The following is a 15,552-nucleotide window of genomic DNA, read 5'->3' on the forward strand; positions in this document are numbered from 1 at the left end:
AAGCGCTGATTCCGCCTCAGCCGATCACCCGCAGGCTGTCGCCCGTCCGCAGCACGCCACCGGCCAGAACCTCGGCGTAGACGCCGCAATCGGTGTGGCCGACACCCTGCATGAGGGTCCGCGGGATCGACAGATCGCGCTGGCCCGTCTGCGGATCGACATTGGTGGCCGCGCACCGCTCGGTCCGGCTCGTGATCTTCAGCCGGACATCGCCCGCTTCCAGCACCCGGCCGACCAGGTCGAGTTCGGCCCAAGGGGCCAGCCCGTCGAGATAAAGGTTGCCGCGAAAGCGCAGGGGATCGACCGGGGCGCCGACGAGATCCTCGGTCGCGGCCACGCTCGCAAGGTTGATGAGCGAGACGTAGCCGGTGCGCGAATCGGTGAAGCGGTAGCCGGGCGGCGCCGTCAGCACCCGCGGCGCGCCGCGCAATTCGTTCGGCAGGAACCCCTTCATGAACTCGGCGAGCGCCGCGCGCCCCTCCGCCGTGCTCAGATCCGCGTCCACCGCCAGCACCCCGTTCTCCTCGACCGTGAGGCGATGCGTGGCGTCGTCGAAGCGGGTGCGCAGCCGCGCCAGCGCCTCGTTCCGCATCAGCATCAGGTAGGCCACCTTCGGCAGGTGGCGCGGCACGGTCTCGTTGAAGCCGGAGGGGCCGTTCTCGATGGCGTAGAGCCGGTCGCCGGGAAAGTAGCCGCTCGTTTCCAGCTCGGCCGTCTCCAGCGCCTCGGGCGAGAGGCCTTTGACGGGATAGCGGTAGAGGGCGGCGATGCGGGGGGCGGGGCTCTGGCTCATCCCTTCTCGCTAAAGCCGGCCGCGCCCGATTTGCAACCGGGCCGGCGGGGTCCTGCGCCGTCTACGGAGAATTCCGCATGGTCCGGCGCTCCGGTCTCGGTCAGCCTGCCGCCTCGCGTCAGGAGGATGAGGATCGATGGCCGAGGTCACCGCACTCTACAGATATCCGGTCAAGGGCCTCTCGGCCGAGCCACTTCCGGCGCTGACGCTGGCCCGCGCCTCCGGCCTCGCCTTCGACCGCGAATACGCCCTCGCGCTCGGCACCACGGCCTTCGATCCGCAGAAGCCGGAGCCGCTCGACAAGGGCTACTTCCTGATGCTGCGCAGCAACGAGGTGCTGGCGGCGCTGGCGACGCGGTTCGATCCCGAGACCGGGCAGCTCACCATCACCCGCGACGGCGCGACGATGCTCACCGAGGATCTGACCCGGCCTGAGGGCCGCGCGGCGGTCGAGCGTTTCTTCGAGGCCTATATCGGCCCGGCGGCCAAGGGTCGGCCGCGCCTCGTGCGGGCGGCCGACCACAAGTTCACCGATGGCAGCGTGATCTCGCCCGCCTTCATGCGGGCGGTCTCGCTCATCAATCTCGCCTCGGTCCGCGCCCTGGAGGAGCGGACGGGGCGCGCGATCCACCCGTTGCGCTTTCGCGCCAGCATCTATGTCGATGGGCTGGAGCCGTGGGCGGAGATGGATTGGGTCGGCCGGGAGGTCACCGTCGGGGGCTTGCGCCTGCGGGGGCTCGCCCGCACGCCGCGCTGCGCCGCCGTTGATGTGAATCCGGCGACGGCCCGGCGCGACACCCATCTACCGAAGGCGCTGAAACGCCATTTCGACCATGTCGATCTCGGCATCTATCTCGAAGTGCTCACCGACGGCACCGTATCGCTCGGCGACCGGCTCATGGTGATGCCGCAAACCGAAGACGCCGCCTGAACGGATACGCATCGGCCGCCTGAAGCATCGTCCCGGATATCGAATCCCGCGCGATGCTTTAGCCTCTCGTTCTTGCTCCATCTCTTCCAGAGAGCCGGCAACCACCGTTCGGGGCGGGGCTCCACGCTGGGTCCGAATGCCCGCCTGGGATGCGTTTTGGGCGCCGGCTCCCTCTTGTGTCACGTATACGCAACACCAGATCATCCCTGCCGGTGGCTCTCGATAAAGCGCCGGTGTCCCGGTGGGGCTCACCCCGCGGGACAACGCATCGGAGGCTCCGTGCCGCGCAAAGGGGGCGGAAGGCCGATCCGATCCGGGGAAGGGCAACACGCATGAATTTCGAAAAATACACCGAGCGCGCCCGTGGCTTCGTCCAGGCCGCGCAGAATCTCGCCGTCCGCGAGGGCAACCCGCAGCTCGCGCCCGGCCATCTCCTCAAGGTCCTGCTCGACGATCCCGAAGGGCTCTGCGCCGGTCTCATCGACCGGGCCGGCGGCCAATCGCGGGTCGCGCATGCGCAGGTCGAGCAATGGTTGGCCAAGCAGCCGAAGGTCTCGGGCAATTCCGCGCAGCCGCAGGCGACGCGCGAACTCGTGCGCCTGTTCGACACCGCCGAGCAGGCCGCCGAGAAGGCGGGTGATTCCTATGTCACCGTCGAGCGCCTGCTGCTGGCCTTCGCCGTCGAGAAGGACGGGGAAGCCGGCCGCATCCTGACCGCGGCGGGCGTCACCGCGGCCTCGCTCAACGCGGCGATCAACGCCCTGCGCAAGGGCCGCACTGCCGACAACGCGTCGGCCGAGAACGCCTACGACGCGCTGAAGAAATACGCCCGCGACCTCACCGAGGCGGCCCGTGAGGGCAAGCTCGATCCGGTGATCGGCCGCGACGAGGAGATTCGCCGCACGATTCAGGTTCTGTCGCGGCGCACGAAGAACAACCCCGTGCTGATCGGCGAGCCCGGCGTCGGCAAGACCGCCATCGTCGAGGGTCTGGCCCTGCGCATCGTCAACGGCGACGTGCCGGAATCCCTCAAGGAGAAGAGCCTGCTCGCCCTCGACATGGGCGCGCTGATCGCGGGTGCGAAGTATCGCGGCGAGTTCGAGGAGCGGCTGAAGGGCGTGCTCTCCGAAGTGACCGCGGCGGAAGGCCAGATCATCCTGTTCATCGACGAGATGCACACGCTCGTCGGCGCCGGAAAGGCGGACGGGGCGATGGACGCCTCGAACCTCTTGAAGCCGGCGCTTGCCCGCGGCGAGCTGCACTGCGTCGGCGCGACCACGCTCGACGAGTACCGCAAGCATGTCGAGAAGGACGCCGCGCTCGCCCGCCGCTTCCAGCCCGTCTTCGTGTCCGAGCCCACCGTCGAGGACACGGTGTCGATCCTGCGCGGCATCAAGGAGAAGTACGAGCAGCACCACGGCGTGCGCATCCAGGATAGCGCGCTCGTCGCGGCGGCCACGCTGTCGAACCGCTACATCACCGACCGCTTCCTGCCCGACAAGGCGATCGACCTCGTGGACGAGGCGGGCTCGCGCCTGCGCATGCAGGTCGATTCGAAGCCGGAGGAACTCGACAACGTCGATCGTGAGATCGTGCGGCTGAAGATCGAGGGCGAGGCGCTGAAGAAGGAGACGGATTCCGCCTCCCGCGACCGGCTCCAGCGTCTGGAGAAGGAACTCGCCGACCTCGAAGAGCAGTCCGCGACCATCACGGCCCGCTGGAAGGCCGAGAAGGACAAGCTGGGCGCCGCCGCCGAACTGAAGAAGAAGCTCGACGAGGCGCGCAACGAACTCGCCTCGGCGCAGCGCCAGGGCCAGTACCAGCGCGCGGGCGAACTCGCCTACGGCGTGATCCCCGGCCTGGAAAAGCAGCTCTCCGAGATCGAGGCCGCGGCCGAGAACGCGGTCGCCCGCGACGGCATGGTCGAGGAGGCGGTGACGCCGGCCCATATCGCGGGCGTCGTCTCCCGCTGGACCGGCGTGCCGGTGGACAAGATGCTGGAGGGCGAGCGCGAGAAGCTGCTCGCGATGGAGGCGGCGCTGGGCAAGCGCGTCGTCGGCCAGCGCGAGGCGGTGGAGGCGGTCTCGACCGCGGTGCGCCGGGCGCGGGCCGGCCTGCAGGATCCGAACCGGCCGATCGGCTCGTTCATGTTCCTCGGGCCGACGGGCGTCGGCAAGACCGAGCTGACCAAGGCGCTGGCCGGCTTCCTGTTCGACGACGACACCGCGCTCGTGCGGATCGACATGTCCGAGTACATGGAGAAGCACGCGGTCGCCCGCCTCATCGGCGCGCCTCCGGGCTATGTCGGCTACGAGGAGGGCGGCGCGCTCACCGAGGCCGTGCGGCGCCGGCCCTATCAGGTCGTGCTGTTCGACGAGGTCGAGAAGGCGCATCCGGACGTGTTCAACGTCCTCCTTCAGGTGCTCGATGACGGGCGCCTGACGGACGGGCAGGGCCGCACGGTCGATTTCCGCAACACGCTGCTCATCATGACCTCGAACCTCGGCTCCGAGTATCTGGTGAACCAGCCGGCCGGCCAGGATACCGACGTGGTGCGCGACGAGGTGATGGGTGTGGTGCGCGGCCACTTCCGGCCCGAATTCCTGAACCGGGTGGACGAGATCATCCTGTTCCACCGCCTCGCGCGCTCGGAGATGGGCGCGATCGTCGACATCCAGCTCGGGCGTCTCGCCAAGCTCTTGGAGGATCGCAAGATCACCCTCGATGTGGACGACGAGGCCCGCATCTGGCTCGCCGACAAGGGCTACGATCCGGCCTACGGCGCGCGGCCGCTGAAGCGGGTGATCCAGAAGCATGTGCAGGATCCGCTCGCCGAAGCGATCCTCTCCGGCGTGATCCACGACGGCGAGACGGTGCCGGTGCGCGTCGGCCCGGCGGGGCTGATGATCGGCGACGTCGCCGCCGAGCGCCGACCGGCGGGCGTGCTGCTGAACTGATCCGGTGAACGAAGTGCCCTGGCGCGGGAGATCGCGCCGGGGCAGCCTCGGCCGGGGCCGTTCCGGAACGCCCCATCAACGCGCCGGGAAGGCGTCTCGATGAGGCGGATCGCGCTCACGCTCTGGACCGCATCCGTAACGCTGCTTCTGATCATGGGCCCGACAGACCCTTGTCTTGCGTTGCAGCGCATTCCCATCGACAACGAGCGGATGACTGCCGAGACGATCACCTACGCCATCGGAGACATCCACGGCTGTGCCGACCTGCTCGACCGCCTGCTGGAACGCATCGAGGCCCATGCGTCGGGGCGGGCCAGGAAACTCGTCTTCCTCGGCGACTACATCGATCGCGGCCCCGACAGCGCGCGGGTGATCGAGACCCTGCGCCGCCTGCAATGGCGCGAGCCGGAGGACGTGGTCTGCCTGATGGGCAACCACGAGGAGATGCTGCTGAAGAGCCTGCGCGAGCCCGGCGCCCTCGATCACTGGGTCTTCAACGGCGGGGCCGAGACCCTCACCTCGTTCGGCGTCTCGGGGCCGGAAGAGTTGCCCGGCGAGATGCTCGACTGGATCGAGGCCCTGCCGACCCTCCACGAGGATGCGCAGCGGTGGTACGTCCATGCTGGCTTTCGCCCCGAGGGGGAGGTGCCGGACCCGGATCACCATAACCGGCTCTGGATCCGCGAGCCGTTCCTCTCCGAGGAGTATGATTTCGGCCGCCACGTCGTCCACGGCCACACGCCGCAGACCCGCGGCGGGCCGGAATGCCGCCGCTTCCGCACCAATCTCGACACGGGCGCGGTCTACGGCAACGCGCTGACCGCGGGCGTGTTTTCGCAGGCGCAGGGCCCGGCCCTGGAATTCCTGCGCGTGTCGGCGGGTTAAGCCGGCCCATCTCGATTTCTGTGAGCGTTGAGGTTTCGTCACCCGACCGGCTTGAACCCGGCGTCGGCTCCCTCTCTAACAAGGCTTAACCGCGACCGCTCGTGCCGCGGATGAGGAGCCGACGCCGATGGATGCGCCCGCAGAGCCCCGCAAGCGGACCGAGGAGCGGGCCATGGCCCGCCTCGCACTCCGCTTCACCGATTGGGCGGAGAAGTGGTTTCCCGACGCCTTCGTGTTCGTGGCCATCGCCGTCGTCATCGTGGCGTCGGCGGCGCTCATCAACGGCGCGCCGGTCCAGGCGGTGTCGAAGAGCTTCGGCGACGGGTTCTGGACCCTGATCCCCTTCACCATGCAGATGGTCTTCGTCACCATCGGCGGCTACGTGGTGGCGACCTCCGCCCCGATGCAGGCCCTGATCGACCGGATGGCGCTGGTGCCGAAGACCGGCCGCGGCGCGATCGGATATGTCGCGCTTGCCACCATGCTCTCCTCGCTCCTGAGTTGGGGCCTGAGCCTGATCTTCGGCGGCCTGCTCGCCCGCGCGCTCGCCCGGCGCACCGAATTGCGGATGGATTACCGCGCGGCCGGCGCTGCCGCCTATTTGGGCCTCGGCGCCACATGGGCGATGGGCCTGTCCTCGTCGGCGGCGCAGCTTCAGGCCAACCCGAAAAGCCTGCCGCCGGGCCTGTTGCCGATCACCGGCGTGATCCCGTTCAGCGAGACGATCTTCCTGTGGCAGTCGATCCTGATCGCCGCCATCCTCGTGGTGATGTCGGCGCTGATCGCGCTCGCCTCCGCGCCGGGCCGCGAGACGGCGGTGACGGCGCAGGATCTCGGCGTCGATGTCTCCAAGCAGGAGGACAGCCTCGCCCCGCCCAAGCAGCCCGGCGAGTGGCTGGAGCACGCGCCCGTCCTGACGATCCTCATTGGCCTGCTGGCCGCGGGCTGGCTGATCCAGGAATTCGCGCGCCAGGATTGGATGATCGCGATCTCCAACCTCAACACCTACAACTTCCTGTTCCTGATGGCCGGCTTCGTGCTGCACTGGCGGCCCAAGCGCTTCCTGGCCGCGCTCTCCAAGGCGGTCCCGGCCACTGCCGGCATCCTGATCCAGTTCCCGTTCTACGCCGCCATCGCCGCGATCCTGACCGGCGCCAAGAACGCCGCCGGCCACAGCCTCTCGGACGTCATCGCCCACGCCTTCGTGGCGATGAACACGCAAGGCAGCTTCCCGCTTGCGATGGGCGTCTACTCGGCGCTGCTCGGCTTCTTCATCCCCTCAGGCGGCGGCAAGTGGCTGTTGGAGGCGCCCTACGTGATGCAGGCGGCCAACGAGCTGAAGGTCCATCTCGGCTGGGCGGTGCAGGTCTACAATGCGGCCGAGGCGCTGCCGAACCTCATCAACCCGTTCTTCATGCTGCCGCTGCTCGGTATTTTGGGATTGAAGGCCCGCGATATCGTCGGCTTCAGCTTCCTTCAGCTCCTCGTCCACCTGCCGGTGGTGCTGTTCCTGCTCTGGGCGCTCGCCTTCACGCTGGAGTACCACCCGCCGGTGATGCCGGGGTAGTGAGACCTACCGGCGGCCCTGTGGCGGGCCGCCCATCACGATGAGGCCGCTTGCCTCGTCGCCGCCGGTGGGAAGAATCGAGAAACTGACCGGGCGCAGAGGGCCGCTCTCATGGCCCGTGCTCGTCTCCGACCAGAAGCTGGTGGCGAGCGGCGAGAACGCCTCCGCGATCCCGGCTTCCGTGAACCCTTCTTGGCGCGCCCGCGCGTCGATGCGCTGGAGAATGCCCTTCGTCCGCACGCCGAGCCGCGCCGGCAGGCCGTCGCGCAGGGCCGACCAGACGGTGAAGATGAGGCAGTGCCGGCCGTCGGCATCCTGCCCCCAGGAGGCGACGTAGCGTGGGGATAACAGCTCGACCGCCTTCTCGCGGTCGGGTGCGCGAGGGGGAAGCTGATCGATCGCCTCCCGTGAGGCGGGCCGCGTCGCGAGCCCTTCGAACGGGGTGCGGCCGTGGCGGATGTAGCCGAGGCAATCCTCGAAGATCAGCCGCATCACCAGCGGCTCGTTCTCCTCGATCTCCACGGCGCGGGCGGGGAGCGCCGCGAGGCACAGGATGAGCAGAAGCCAGGATCGGAGCATGCCGGCTCTCCCTCGGGTTCCCCGCCGGGTGCGGCCTCAGCGCCGGGCCGGCACCAGCATCGCAATGGCCGCGAGGAGCCAGCCGGCCATCAGAACGACGCCACCGCTCGGGGCTGCCATGGGAAACAGCGGCGTGCCTGTCAGCGCGCGGAGAGCGAGATCGCCCGAGAACAGCGCGAGGCCGATGAGCAGGGCCGCCGCGGCGAGACGGGCGAGACCGGCACGGATGAAGCCGGTCGCAGCCAGGCCCGTGAGTGCCAGCACGGCAGGGGCGTGGAACAGCAGGAACTGTGCGGCGGTCTTCAGCGTCTCGCCGCCGCTGGTATGCGCGGCGGCGGCACTCGCCGCGACACCGAGCCCGCCGGCGAGGGCCGCGAGCGCGGCGAGACCACGGTCGAGGCCGGTCATTCGCCGCGTTCCTGCAACAGCCGGGCGATGCTGGCGCGCAGCTCCGCCACGCCGCGGTCGTCGCGGCTCGAGGTCAGCAGCACTTCGGGATAGGCCGCCGGGCGCTTGGCCAGCGCCTCATGGATGCCGGCGATGCGCCGGTCGATCTCGGCCTTCTTCAGCGCGTCGCCCTTGGTCAGCACGATCTGATAGGAGACCGCCGCCTTATCGAGCCCGTCGAGCAGATCGGTGTCGATCTCCTTGAGGCCGTGCCGGGAATCGATCAGCAGGTAGACGCGGGCGAGGTTCGACCGACCCTTGAGATAGGCGTGGATCAGCTTGGTCCAGGCCTCGACCTTGGCCTTCTCCACCGCCGCGTAGCCGTAGCCCGGCATGTCGACGAGGGTCAGGCGCTCGCCGATCCGGAAGAAGTTGAGCTGCTGGGTGCGCCCCGGCGTGTGCGAGGTCCGCGCGAGCGTGTTGCGCCCGGTCAGGGCGTTGACGAGGCTCGACTTGCCGACATTGGAGCGGCCGGCAAAGGCAATCTCGACACCCTCCATCGGCGGCAACGCCCCGAGGGCCGGGGCCGCGGTGGCGAAGTCCGCGCTACCGGCAAACAGCAGGCGCCCGGCTTCGAGCAGTTCGGGGGAGGGGGCGTCTGTGGGGTCGTCGGTCATGAGGCTGCGCGCTTCTTCCCCCCTTGCGGGCAAGGGGAGGGCTGGGGGGATGCCGGCCGATGCTCGGCGATGCATTTCGCACCGCCATCGGCCTCGTCCCCGCTAGAGCATCGTCCCGAAAGGCGGTGGCCGGCTTCCGGACAACAAGGATGCAAAAACAAGTGCCGAGAGCGCCGTCCCGGATCTGATATCCAGGACGACGCTCTCGGAGATGAGGTCGGCGCTCGAAGGGCGAGCGTCAGACTCAGCCCTTGGCGGCGGCGCTCTTGTTGCCGCGTTTGAACATGCCCTTGAGGTTGTCCCACAACTCCACCTTCACGCCGTTGCGGCGCATGATGACGTATTGCTGGATCACCGAGAGGGTGTTGTTCCAGGCCCAGTAGATCACGAGGCCGGCGGGGAACGAGCCGAGCATGAAGGTGAACACGATCGGCATGAAGGCGAAGACCTGCGCCTGGACCGGGTCCGGCGGCGCGGGGTTCATCTTCATCTGGATGAACATCGTGATGCCCATGATGATCGGCCACACGCCCAGATGGATCGGGATGTACTCGGGCGGCGTGAACGGAAGCAGGCCGAACAGGTTGACGATGCTCGTCGGATCGGGCGCGGCGAGGTCCTGAATCCATCCGAAGAACGGCGCGTGCCGCATCTCGATGGTGATGAACAGCACCTTGTAGAGCGCGAAGAAGACCGGGATCTGGATCAGCACCGGCCAGCAGCCGGCAACCGGATTGATCTTCTCCTTCTTGTACAGCTCCATCATCGCCTGTTGCTGCTTCACCCGGTCGTCCTTGTAGCGCTCCCGGATGGAGGTCATCTCCGGCTGCACGGCCTTCATCTTGGCCATGGAGACGTAGGAGCGGTTGGCGATCGGCAGGAAGAACAGCTTCAGGATCAGCGTCACGAGCAGGATCGAGACGCCGAAATTGCCCAGCAGGTGGAAGAAGAAGTCGAGCGCCCGGAACATCGGCTTGGTCAGGAACCAGAACCAGCCCCAGTCGATCATCAGGTCGAACTGCTTGATGCCGAGCTCGCGCTCGTAGGCGTTGATCTGGTTGACCTCCTTGGCGCCCGCGAACAGGCGCTGCGTCGTCGTCGACGACGCGTTCGGCGCCACGGTGACGGCGTCACCGCGCACGGAGGTCTGGTAGATCTTGGTCGCGCCGTCGGTGCGCTCGGTGAACGCGCCGGTGAAGGGCTTGTTCTGCTCCGGGATCGCGGCGGCGGCCCAGTACTTGTCGGTGATGCCGACCCAGCCGCCGGTCACGTTCGTCCAGGCCTTGCCCTGCGTGGCGGCGCCGCCATAGGCCGGCTCCTTGCCGACCTTGTCGTAGGTGTATTCCTGCAGGCCGTCAGCGCCGAAGACGCCGATCAGGCCTTCGTGCAGGACGTAGTAGCCCTGGGTCTGCGGCTTACCCCAGCGCGAGACGAGGCTGTAGGGATAGAGCGTCACCGGGTTGGCCGAGGTGTTCTCCACCTCGTCGCGCACCGTGAACATGAACTTGTCGTCGACGGCGACGATGCGCTTGAAGACGAGGCCCTGGCCATTCTCCCAGGTCAGCGTCAGCGGCCGTCCGGGCGCCAGCAGGTCGCCATCCGCCTTCCAGAGGGTGTCGGCGTTGGGCAGTGGGCCCGCATTGGCGCCGACCCAGCCGAACTCGGCATAGTACGGGTTGGCGGTACCGGTGGGCGAGAGCAGCACGATGCGCGGGCTCTCGTCGCTGACGGTCTCGTGGTAGTTCTTCAGGCTCACATCGTCGATGCGCGCGCCCTTGAGGCCGATCGAGCCGTAGAGGGCCGGCGTGTCGATGCGGACGCGCGCGGAACGGGCCAGCGCGTCCTCGCGGGAGACGGGCCCCTGCGCCGCGGCGCCCGGCAGCGTGCCGGGAGCGGGCGCGTTGGGGCTGCCCTCGCGCGGGCTCGGCGACGGGATGCCGTCGGCCGTCTGCGGCGTGCCCGTCTGTGCGGTCTGGCTCTGCGCCGCCTGTCGCTGCCGCTCGCTGGCCGGCCCGGTGACGAAGTAATGCCAGCCAAGCAGGACCACCAGCGACAAGGCGATGGCGACGAACATGTTCGTCTTGTCGTTACCCATCGGTCGATCCGTCAGGCGCTTTCGATGTGGGGGGAAGGGGCGGAGTGCCGCCCACCGGCGCACCACGCCCGGAGCGGGAGCCTCCGCGTCGCGGCGAGTTCGGCCGGGCGGTGTCGCCGGAGCGCGGCGTGGCCGGGCGCGTCACCGAATGGAGCGCGCGGCGCAGATCCGCGACGAGGCTGTCGAACGGGGCGTCGAGGGCAGGGCGTCGGGCGATTACCACGACATCCGCTCCGATCGCAGGCGCATCCGCCGCCACGGCGGCGACGGCGCTGCGCAGGCGTCGCCGTATCCGGTTGCGTTCGGTCGCATGCCCTACGCGCTTGGTGATGGTGAAGCCGAGGAAGAGGCCCTCGGCGGTCGCGCCGTCGCGCGTCTCGCCCGGATCGCGCAGGCGCCCTTGGGCGCTCATGCGTTCCGTATGAAAGCGCCGGCCCTGGGCGGCTGCCAGGAAATCCGGGCGCCGCCGGAGACGTCCGATCGTCGGCACGGGCGCTCCGATCCCGATTCGCGGGCTCGTGTTGCGAGAGGCGGCGTCGCGCGAAGGGCGGCGCCGCGGGACGTATCAGGCCGAGAGGCGCTTGCGGCCGTGCGCGCGGCGGGCCGCGATGACCTTGCGGCCGCCGGCGGTGGCCATGCGGGCGCGGAAGCCGTGGCGGCGCTTCCGAACGAGCTTGCTGGGCTGATAGGTTCTCTTCATGGTCGGTCTCCGGCGGCCGAGGTATCGACCCGGCGGCGCTGCCGATGAGCGCGCGGACCGTGCGTGAACCTCGAAATGGGATCTGCAAACGCGAAGGGCGCCCGGAACGGGGCGCCGCTTCGCAATGGCGCGGCTTATGGCGGAGGGGGCGCCGCAAGTCAATGACGGCGCCCGGCCCGTGACGCCACCGTCAGCCGGTGCGCTGCCCTGAGCGATTTCGATGCCGATTCGACCGGTCGTGTTGGCTATCGAACCGCAACTCTGCGTTCGCGCCTGTCCCGATTTGGGTCTTCGCGAGCGTAGGCCGTTGATTCTCGCAGGCCGTGGCTGGGCTCTTAACGCGGCGTTAACCTTTCCGTTCTACAAAGAAGCACATCCAGATTGTCTGGATCCTGATTGGGATCTCTTTCCAGTCTGATTGATGCCTCCCTGTAAGACTCACGAAAGCCGCTCCTCTCGGGGCGGCTTCTTTTTTTGCCTCTGGGCGCATGCGCAGCGCCGCGCTCGCGGGCGTCGTGCCGGCCGGCGCCATTAACCTTAAAAAGACGTGAACCTCCTTTCGGCTCGCGTTCGGCGCTACACTTGCCCCACTGGCCGCATTCGCACCGACATCGTCCCGATCCGGGGCAGATGGTTCGCTGGCGGTACAGGAGGCAGGATGACCGAGTTCGACGTGACGTTCCGGGACGATCGCGAGTGGGTGAGCTTCGGCGAGTCCTACGTGACCTCGGAAGGCTTCAAGACCCTGTTCCGCGAGGGCATGCTGCTGGTCGAGGAGACCGCGGCCTATCTCGACGGGGAAGGGCGCTCTGAATCGCGGCTGATCTCCCGCGATGCCACGCTCGCTTATGCCAGCGAGAGCATGCGCCTTACGACCCGGCTGATGCAGATCGCCTCATGGCTGCTGGTGCAGCGCGCGGTCTCCGAGGGTGAGATCTCGCTGGTGCAGGCCCAGGAAGAGAAGACCCGCGTCAAGCTCGCCGAGCCGGAGCGCGCTTTGCCCGATGCCGGCGAGGCCTTCACCGACCTGCCGCTGCGGCTTCAGGATCTTGTGCGCCGCTCGCGCCGCCTGCACACGCGCATCCTCCACCTCGATGCGCTGATCAGCGAGGATCGCCCTGCTCCGATGCCGCGGGAAAGCCCGGTGACCGCCCAGTTCGGCCGTCTGCGCGCCGCGTTCGGCGGAGAGTAGTTTTTTGATGTCTCCGCCCCGATCCGGCCCGCATTCCGGGCTGGATCCGGAGCGCGACACGCTTGCCGCGCGGCATAGGGCGCGCGGGCTGATGCCCCGACCCGGATTTTTCGAGCCAAATTATTTTGGCCGAATCGCTTTGCCGTTCGGCCGGCAGCAGGGGCGCAGGCCGTTGGCCGCGCGTCGTCGCCCGATGGTGCGGATGTGGTTCAGCCTGCCGCCCGATCCGCCGACACCGCCCGCGCGGGCTTTTCCGTCAGATCGTCCGCACAAACGAAAACGGCGCCGCAAGCGGCGCCGTCTGGTCGATTCGGGCTCGCGCCCAAATCCGAACAATCACTTCTTGCCGAAGCCGAGGCCGCCGAAGCGCGAGTTGAAGCGCGAGACGCGCCCGCCGCGATCCAGCATCTTCTGCTCGCCGCCGGTCCAGGCCGGGTGCGTAGAGGGGTCGATGTCCAGGTTCAGGACGTCGCCTTCCTTGCCGTAGGTCGAGCGGGTCTTGTAGTCGGAGCCATCGGTCATCACGACCTTGATGAAGTGGTAGTCGGGGTGCTCGGTCCCCTTGGCCTTGGCGGCCTCGTTCTTTGCCATGACGAATTCCTGAGGTAGCACGCCGACCAGCCCCGCCACTCAGGGGAGGAGCCAGGGGCAAAACATCGCGCGCATTCCGATGAAGGCGCGCCTATACCTCAGCCTCGGACGAGGGACAAGAGAGCGCGGGCGCATCGGCGGTTTTCCGCGAAACGATGACCGGGAGATCGGCCGCGTCCCGCCCGCGGGTCCGGCCCGAACTGGAAATCCGGGCGGTCGCTGCGTATGCGAGGGTTCCCGGCAAAGACGACACGACAGAAACGGAACGGGACGAAACGATGTCGAGGAATGATGGCCCGAAAGCGTGATGCGTCGTCCGGCATAGGGGACGATCCGCAGGCGGCTCTCCGGGGGCGGGCGCCGCTCGGAGCCCTCAAGCCGCTGATTCCCTTCGCGAGCCGCTACCGGGGCCGCATCCTCGCTGCGCTGATCTCGCTGATCGCGGCGTCGGGTGCGACGCTCGTCGTGCCGATCGCGATTCGCCGGGTGATCGACCACGGCTTCTCGCCGGAGGGGCAGGCCCTCATCAATTCCTACTTCCTGGCTTTGCTCGTGGTGGTGGCGGTGCTCGCGGTGTCGAGCGCGGGCCGCTATTATTCGGTGGTGACGCTGGGCGAGCGGGTCGTTGCGGATCTGCGCTCGGCCGTGTTCGCGCGGCTGACGAGCCTCGACCCGACCTTCTTCGACAAGTCGCAATCCGGCGAGATCGTCTCGCGGCTCACGGCGGACGCCACGCAGGTCAAGGCGGTGTTCGGGGTCTCGATCTCGATCCTGCTGCGCAACCTGTTCCTGTTCGTCGGCGCCGTGGTGATGATGGTCTGGACGAGCCCCGGCCTGTCGATCCTGGTGCTCGCCGCGATTCCGCTCATCGTGTTTCCGCTGATCCTGTCGGGCCGCGGCGTGCGGCGGCGCTCGCGCGCGGCGCAGGACCGGCTTGCCGATGCCTCGGCCTATGCGGCGGAAGCCGTCGGGGCGGTGCGCACCATGCAGGCCTTCGGCATGGGCCGCGCCACCGCCGAGCGCTTCGCCGAAGCCTCGGAGAACGCCTACCGGGCGGCGCGGGTCTCGATCACGGCCCGCGCCCTGCTCACCGGTGTCGCGATCTTCCTGATCTCGGCCTCGGTCGTCGGCGTGATGTGGTACGGCGCCAAGGGCGTGCTCGCGGGCACCACCAGCGCCGGCCAGCTCTCGCAATTCGTGCTCTACGCCGTGTTCGGCGCCAGCGCGCTCGGCCAGCTCTCCGAAGTCTACGGCGAACTCGCCCAGGCCGCGGGCGCGGCCGAGCGGCTCGGCGAAATCCTGGCCGCCGAGCCGGCGATCCAGTCGCCCGCGCACCCCGTCGCGCTGCCGAGCCCGGCCCGCGGCGCGGTCGCGTTCGAGGCGGTGCGCTTCCGCTACCCGACCCGGCCCGAACACGCGGCCCTCGACGGCATCTCCTTCACCGCCGCGCCCGGCGAGCGCATCGCCCTCGTCGGCCCCTCGGGGGCCGGCAAGACCACGGTGCTGCAATTGCTTCTGCGCTTCTACGATCCGGACGAGGGGCGCGTGACGATCGACGGCGTGCCCCTGCCGCAGGCCGATCTCGATGCCCTGCGCGCCCGCCTCTCCCTGGTGCCGCAGGATCCGGTGGTGTTCTCCGGCACGGTTCTGGACAACATCCGCTATGGGCGCCCTGGCGCCAGCGAGGCGGAGGTCGAGGAGGCCGCCCGGCTCGCCAATGCCGACGGCTTCGTCCGCGCCCTGCCGCAGGGCTACGCGACGTTGCTCGGCGAGCGCGGCACCACGCTCTCGGGCGGGCAGCGCCAGCGCATCGCCATCGCCCGCGCCATCCTCAAGGACGCGCCGGTCCTGCTGCTCGACGAGGCGACCTCGGCGCTCGATGCCGAGAGCGAGCGCGCGGTGCAGAACGCCCTCGACCGGCTGATGCAGGGCCGCACCACGCTGGTGATCGCCCACCGGCTCGCGACCATCCGCGCGGCCGACCGCATCCTCGTCTTCGACGGCGGCAAGATCGTCGAGGAGGGCACCCACGAGACCCTGCTCGCCCGCGGCGCCCTCTACGCGCAGCTCGCGAGCCTGCAATTCGCCGACAGCTTCGATGACAGCGCCCGGGCGCGCGACCCGCGCCCGAAACACGCTGCGGAGTAAAGCCTCCTCCCGAAAGGTGGTTTCCGGCTTTCGGGAGGAGGCTCTGACGC

14 protein-coding genes are annotated in these 15,552 nt (G+C 68.7%); 6 read left to right on the forward strand and 8 right to left on the reverse strand.

Annotated elements, in window-relative coordinates; genetic code table 11:
* Positions 1–16: 16 nt before the first annotated feature.
* Positions 17–793, reverse strand: coding sequence for an MOSC domain-containing protein (locus ASF53_RS00740; protein ID WP_056192337.1), 777 nt, complete (start codon positions 791–793; stop codon positions 17–19).
* A gap of 136 nt (positions 794–929) precedes the next feature.
* On the opposite strand from ASF53_RS00740, the gene ASF53_RS00745 reads away from it, so the two are divergent.
* The 4 genes from ASF53_RS00745 (at position 930) to ASF53_RS00760 (ending at position 7,133) form a co-directional block, all read left to right on the forward strand.
* On the forward strand, positions 930–1,724 hold the full coding sequence (locus tag ASF53_RS00745) for an MOSC domain-containing protein (RefSeq protein WP_056192341.1): 795 nt from the start codon (positions 930–932) through the stop codon (positions 1,722–1,724).
* Positions 1,725–2,056: 332 nt separating this feature from the next.
* Positions 2,057–4,681, forward strand: coding sequence for an ATP-dependent chaperone ClpB (clpB, locus tag ASF53_RS00750; protein ID WP_056192344.1), 2,625 nt, complete (start codon positions 2,057–2,059; stop codon positions 4,679–4,681).
* Positions 4,682–4,891: 210 nt separating this feature from the next.
* Positions 4,892–5,566, forward strand: coding sequence for a metallophosphoesterase family protein (locus tag ASF53_RS00755; RefSeq protein ID WP_056193777.1), 675 nt, complete (start codon positions 4,892–4,894; stop codon positions 5,564–5,566).
* A gap of 127 nt (positions 5,567–5,693) precedes the next feature.
* On the forward strand, positions 5,694–7,133 hold the full coding sequence (locus tag ASF53_RS00760; protein WP_056192347.1) for a short-chain fatty acid transporter: 1,440 nt from the start codon (positions 5,694–5,696) through the stop codon (positions 7,131–7,133).
* A gap of 6 nt (positions 7,134–7,139) precedes the next feature.
* Here the strand turns inward: ASF53_RS00760 and ASF53_RS00765 are convergent, their stop codons facing one another.
* The 6 genes from ASF53_RS00765 to rpmH all read right to left on the reverse strand — a co-directional run bounded on the left by ASF53_RS00765 (position 7,140) and on the right by rpmH (position 11,571).
* Positions 7,140–7,712: a hypothetical protein gene (locus ASF53_RS00765; RefSeq protein WP_056192350.1), complete on the reverse strand. Its 573-nt coding sequence runs from the start codon at positions 7,710–7,712 to the stop codon at positions 7,140–7,142.
* A 36-nt stretch (positions 7,713–7,748) separates the two neighbouring features.
* On the reverse strand, positions 7,749–8,120 hold the full coding sequence (locus ASF53_RS00770) for a DUF423 domain-containing protein (RefSeq protein ID WP_056192352.1): 372 nt from the start codon (positions 8,118–8,120) through the stop codon (positions 7,749–7,751).
* Positions 8,117–8,776 (reverse strand): ribosome biogenesis GTP-binding protein YihA/YsxC, encoded by a 660-nt coding sequence (gene yihA, locus ASF53_RS00775; protein ID WP_056192356.1) that lies wholly within the window; start codon positions 8,774–8,776, stop codon positions 8,117–8,119. Before yihA ends, ASF53_RS00770 begins: the two co-directional genes overlap by 4 nt.
* Positions 8,777–9,020: 244 nt before the next feature.
* Positions 9,021–10,871 carry a membrane protein insertase YidC gene (yidC, locus tag ASF53_RS00780; RefSeq protein ID WP_056192359.1) on the reverse strand — a complete coding sequence of 617 codons (1,851 nt, stop codon included), beginning with the start codon at positions 10,869–10,871 and terminating at the stop codon, positions 9,021–9,023.
* On the reverse strand, positions 10,864–11,361 hold the full coding sequence (gene rnpA, locus ASF53_RS00785; RefSeq protein WP_056192362.1) for a ribonuclease P protein component: 498 nt from the start codon (positions 11,359–11,361) through the stop codon (positions 10,864–10,866). Before rnpA ends, yidC begins: the two co-directional genes overlap by 8 nt.
* A 75-nt stretch (positions 11,362–11,436) precedes the next feature.
* The gene (gene rpmH / locus ASF53_RS00790; protein ID WP_012253788.1) at positions 11,437–11,571 is read right to left on the reverse strand and encodes a 50S ribosomal protein L34; all 135 of its coding nucleotides are present in this window, start codon (positions 11,569–11,571) and stop codon (positions 11,437–11,439) included.
* Positions 11,572–12,229: 658 nt separating this feature from the next.
* On the opposite strand from rpmH, the gene rcdA reads away from it, so the two are divergent.
* Complete coding sequence (gene rcdA / locus ASF53_RS00795) at positions 12,230–12,763, forward strand: protease adaptor protein RcdA (protein WP_056192365.1); 534 nt, start codon at positions 12,230–12,232, stop codon at positions 12,761–12,763.
* A 336-nt stretch (positions 12,764–13,099) separates the two neighbouring features.
* Here rcdA and rpmE read toward each other — a convergent pair whose 3' ends face one another.
* Positions 13,100–13,354: a 50S ribosomal protein L31 gene (rpmE, locus tag ASF53_RS00800; RefSeq protein ID WP_056192368.1), complete on the reverse strand. Its 255-nt coding sequence runs from the start codon at positions 13,352–13,354 to the stop codon at positions 13,100–13,102.
* A gap of 291 nt (positions 13,355–13,645) precedes the next feature.
* Here rpmE and ASF53_RS00805 point away from each other — a divergent pair, with 291 nt between their 5' ends.
* Entirely contained in the window at positions 13,646–15,502 is a 1,857-nt protein-coding gene (locus ASF53_RS00805; protein WP_056193780.1) for an ABC transporter transmembrane domain-containing protein, read from the forward strand.
* Positions 15,503–15,552: the final 50 nt, after the last annotated feature.

It is taken from the genome of Methylobacterium sp. Leaf123, assembly GCF_001423405.1.
In the GTDB taxonomy this organism is placed as follows: Bacteria; Pseudomonadota; Alphaproteobacteria; order Rhizobiales; family Beijerinckiaceae; genus Methylobacterium.

Excerpts from the sequence above, each read along its gene's own strand:
- ASF53_RS00740 (WP_056192337.1), bottom strand. The coding sequence starts at position 793 with ATGAGCCAGAGCCCCGCCCCCCGCATCGCCGCCCTCTACCGCTATCCC.
- ASF53_RS00745 (WP_056192341.1), top strand. The coding sequence starts at position 930 with ATGGCCGAGGTCACCGCACTCTACAGATATCCGGTCAAGGGCCTCTCG.
- clpB (WP_056192344.1), top strand. The coding sequence starts at position 2,057 with ATGAATTTCGAAAAATACACCGAGCGCGCCCGTGGCTTCGTCCAGGCC.
- ASF53_RS00755 (WP_056193777.1), top strand. The coding sequence starts at position 4,892 with ATGACTGCCGAGACGATCACCTACGCCATCGGAGACATCCACGGCTGT.
- ASF53_RS00760 (WP_056192347.1), top strand. The coding sequence starts at position 5,694 with ATGGATGCGCCCGCAGAGCCCCGCAAGCGGACCGAGGAGCGGGCCATG.
- ASF53_RS00765 (WP_056192350.1), bottom strand. The coding sequence starts at position 7,712 with ATGCTCCGATCCTGGCTTCTGCTCATCCTGTGCCTCGCGGCGCTCCCC.
- ASF53_RS00770 (WP_056192352.1), bottom strand. The coding sequence starts at position 8,120 with ATGACCGGCCTCGACCGTGGTCTCGCCGCGCTCGCGGCCCTCGCCGGC.
- yihA (WP_056192356.1), bottom strand. The coding sequence starts at position 8,776 with ATGACCGACGACCCCACAGACGCCCCCTCCCCCGAACTGCTCGAAGCC.
- yidC (WP_056192359.1), bottom strand. The coding sequence starts at position 10,871 with ATGGGTAACGACAAGACGAACATGTTCGTCGCCATCGCCTTGTCGCTG.
- rpmH (WP_012253788.1), bottom strand. The coding sequence starts at position 11,571 with ATGAAGAGAACCTATCAGCCCAGCAAGCTCGTTCGGAAGCGCCGCCAC.
- rcdA (WP_056192365.1), top strand. The coding sequence starts at position 12,230 with ATGACCGAGTTCGACGTGACGTTCCGGGACGATCGCGAGTGGGTGAGC.
- rpmE (WP_056192368.1), bottom strand. The coding sequence starts at position 13,354 with ATGGCAAAGAACGAGGCCGCCAAGGCCAAGGGGACCGAGCACCCCGAC.
- ASF53_RS00805 (WP_056193780.1), top strand. The coding sequence starts at position 13,646 with ATGGCCCGAAAGCGTGATGCGTCGTCCGGCATAGGGGACGATCCGCAG.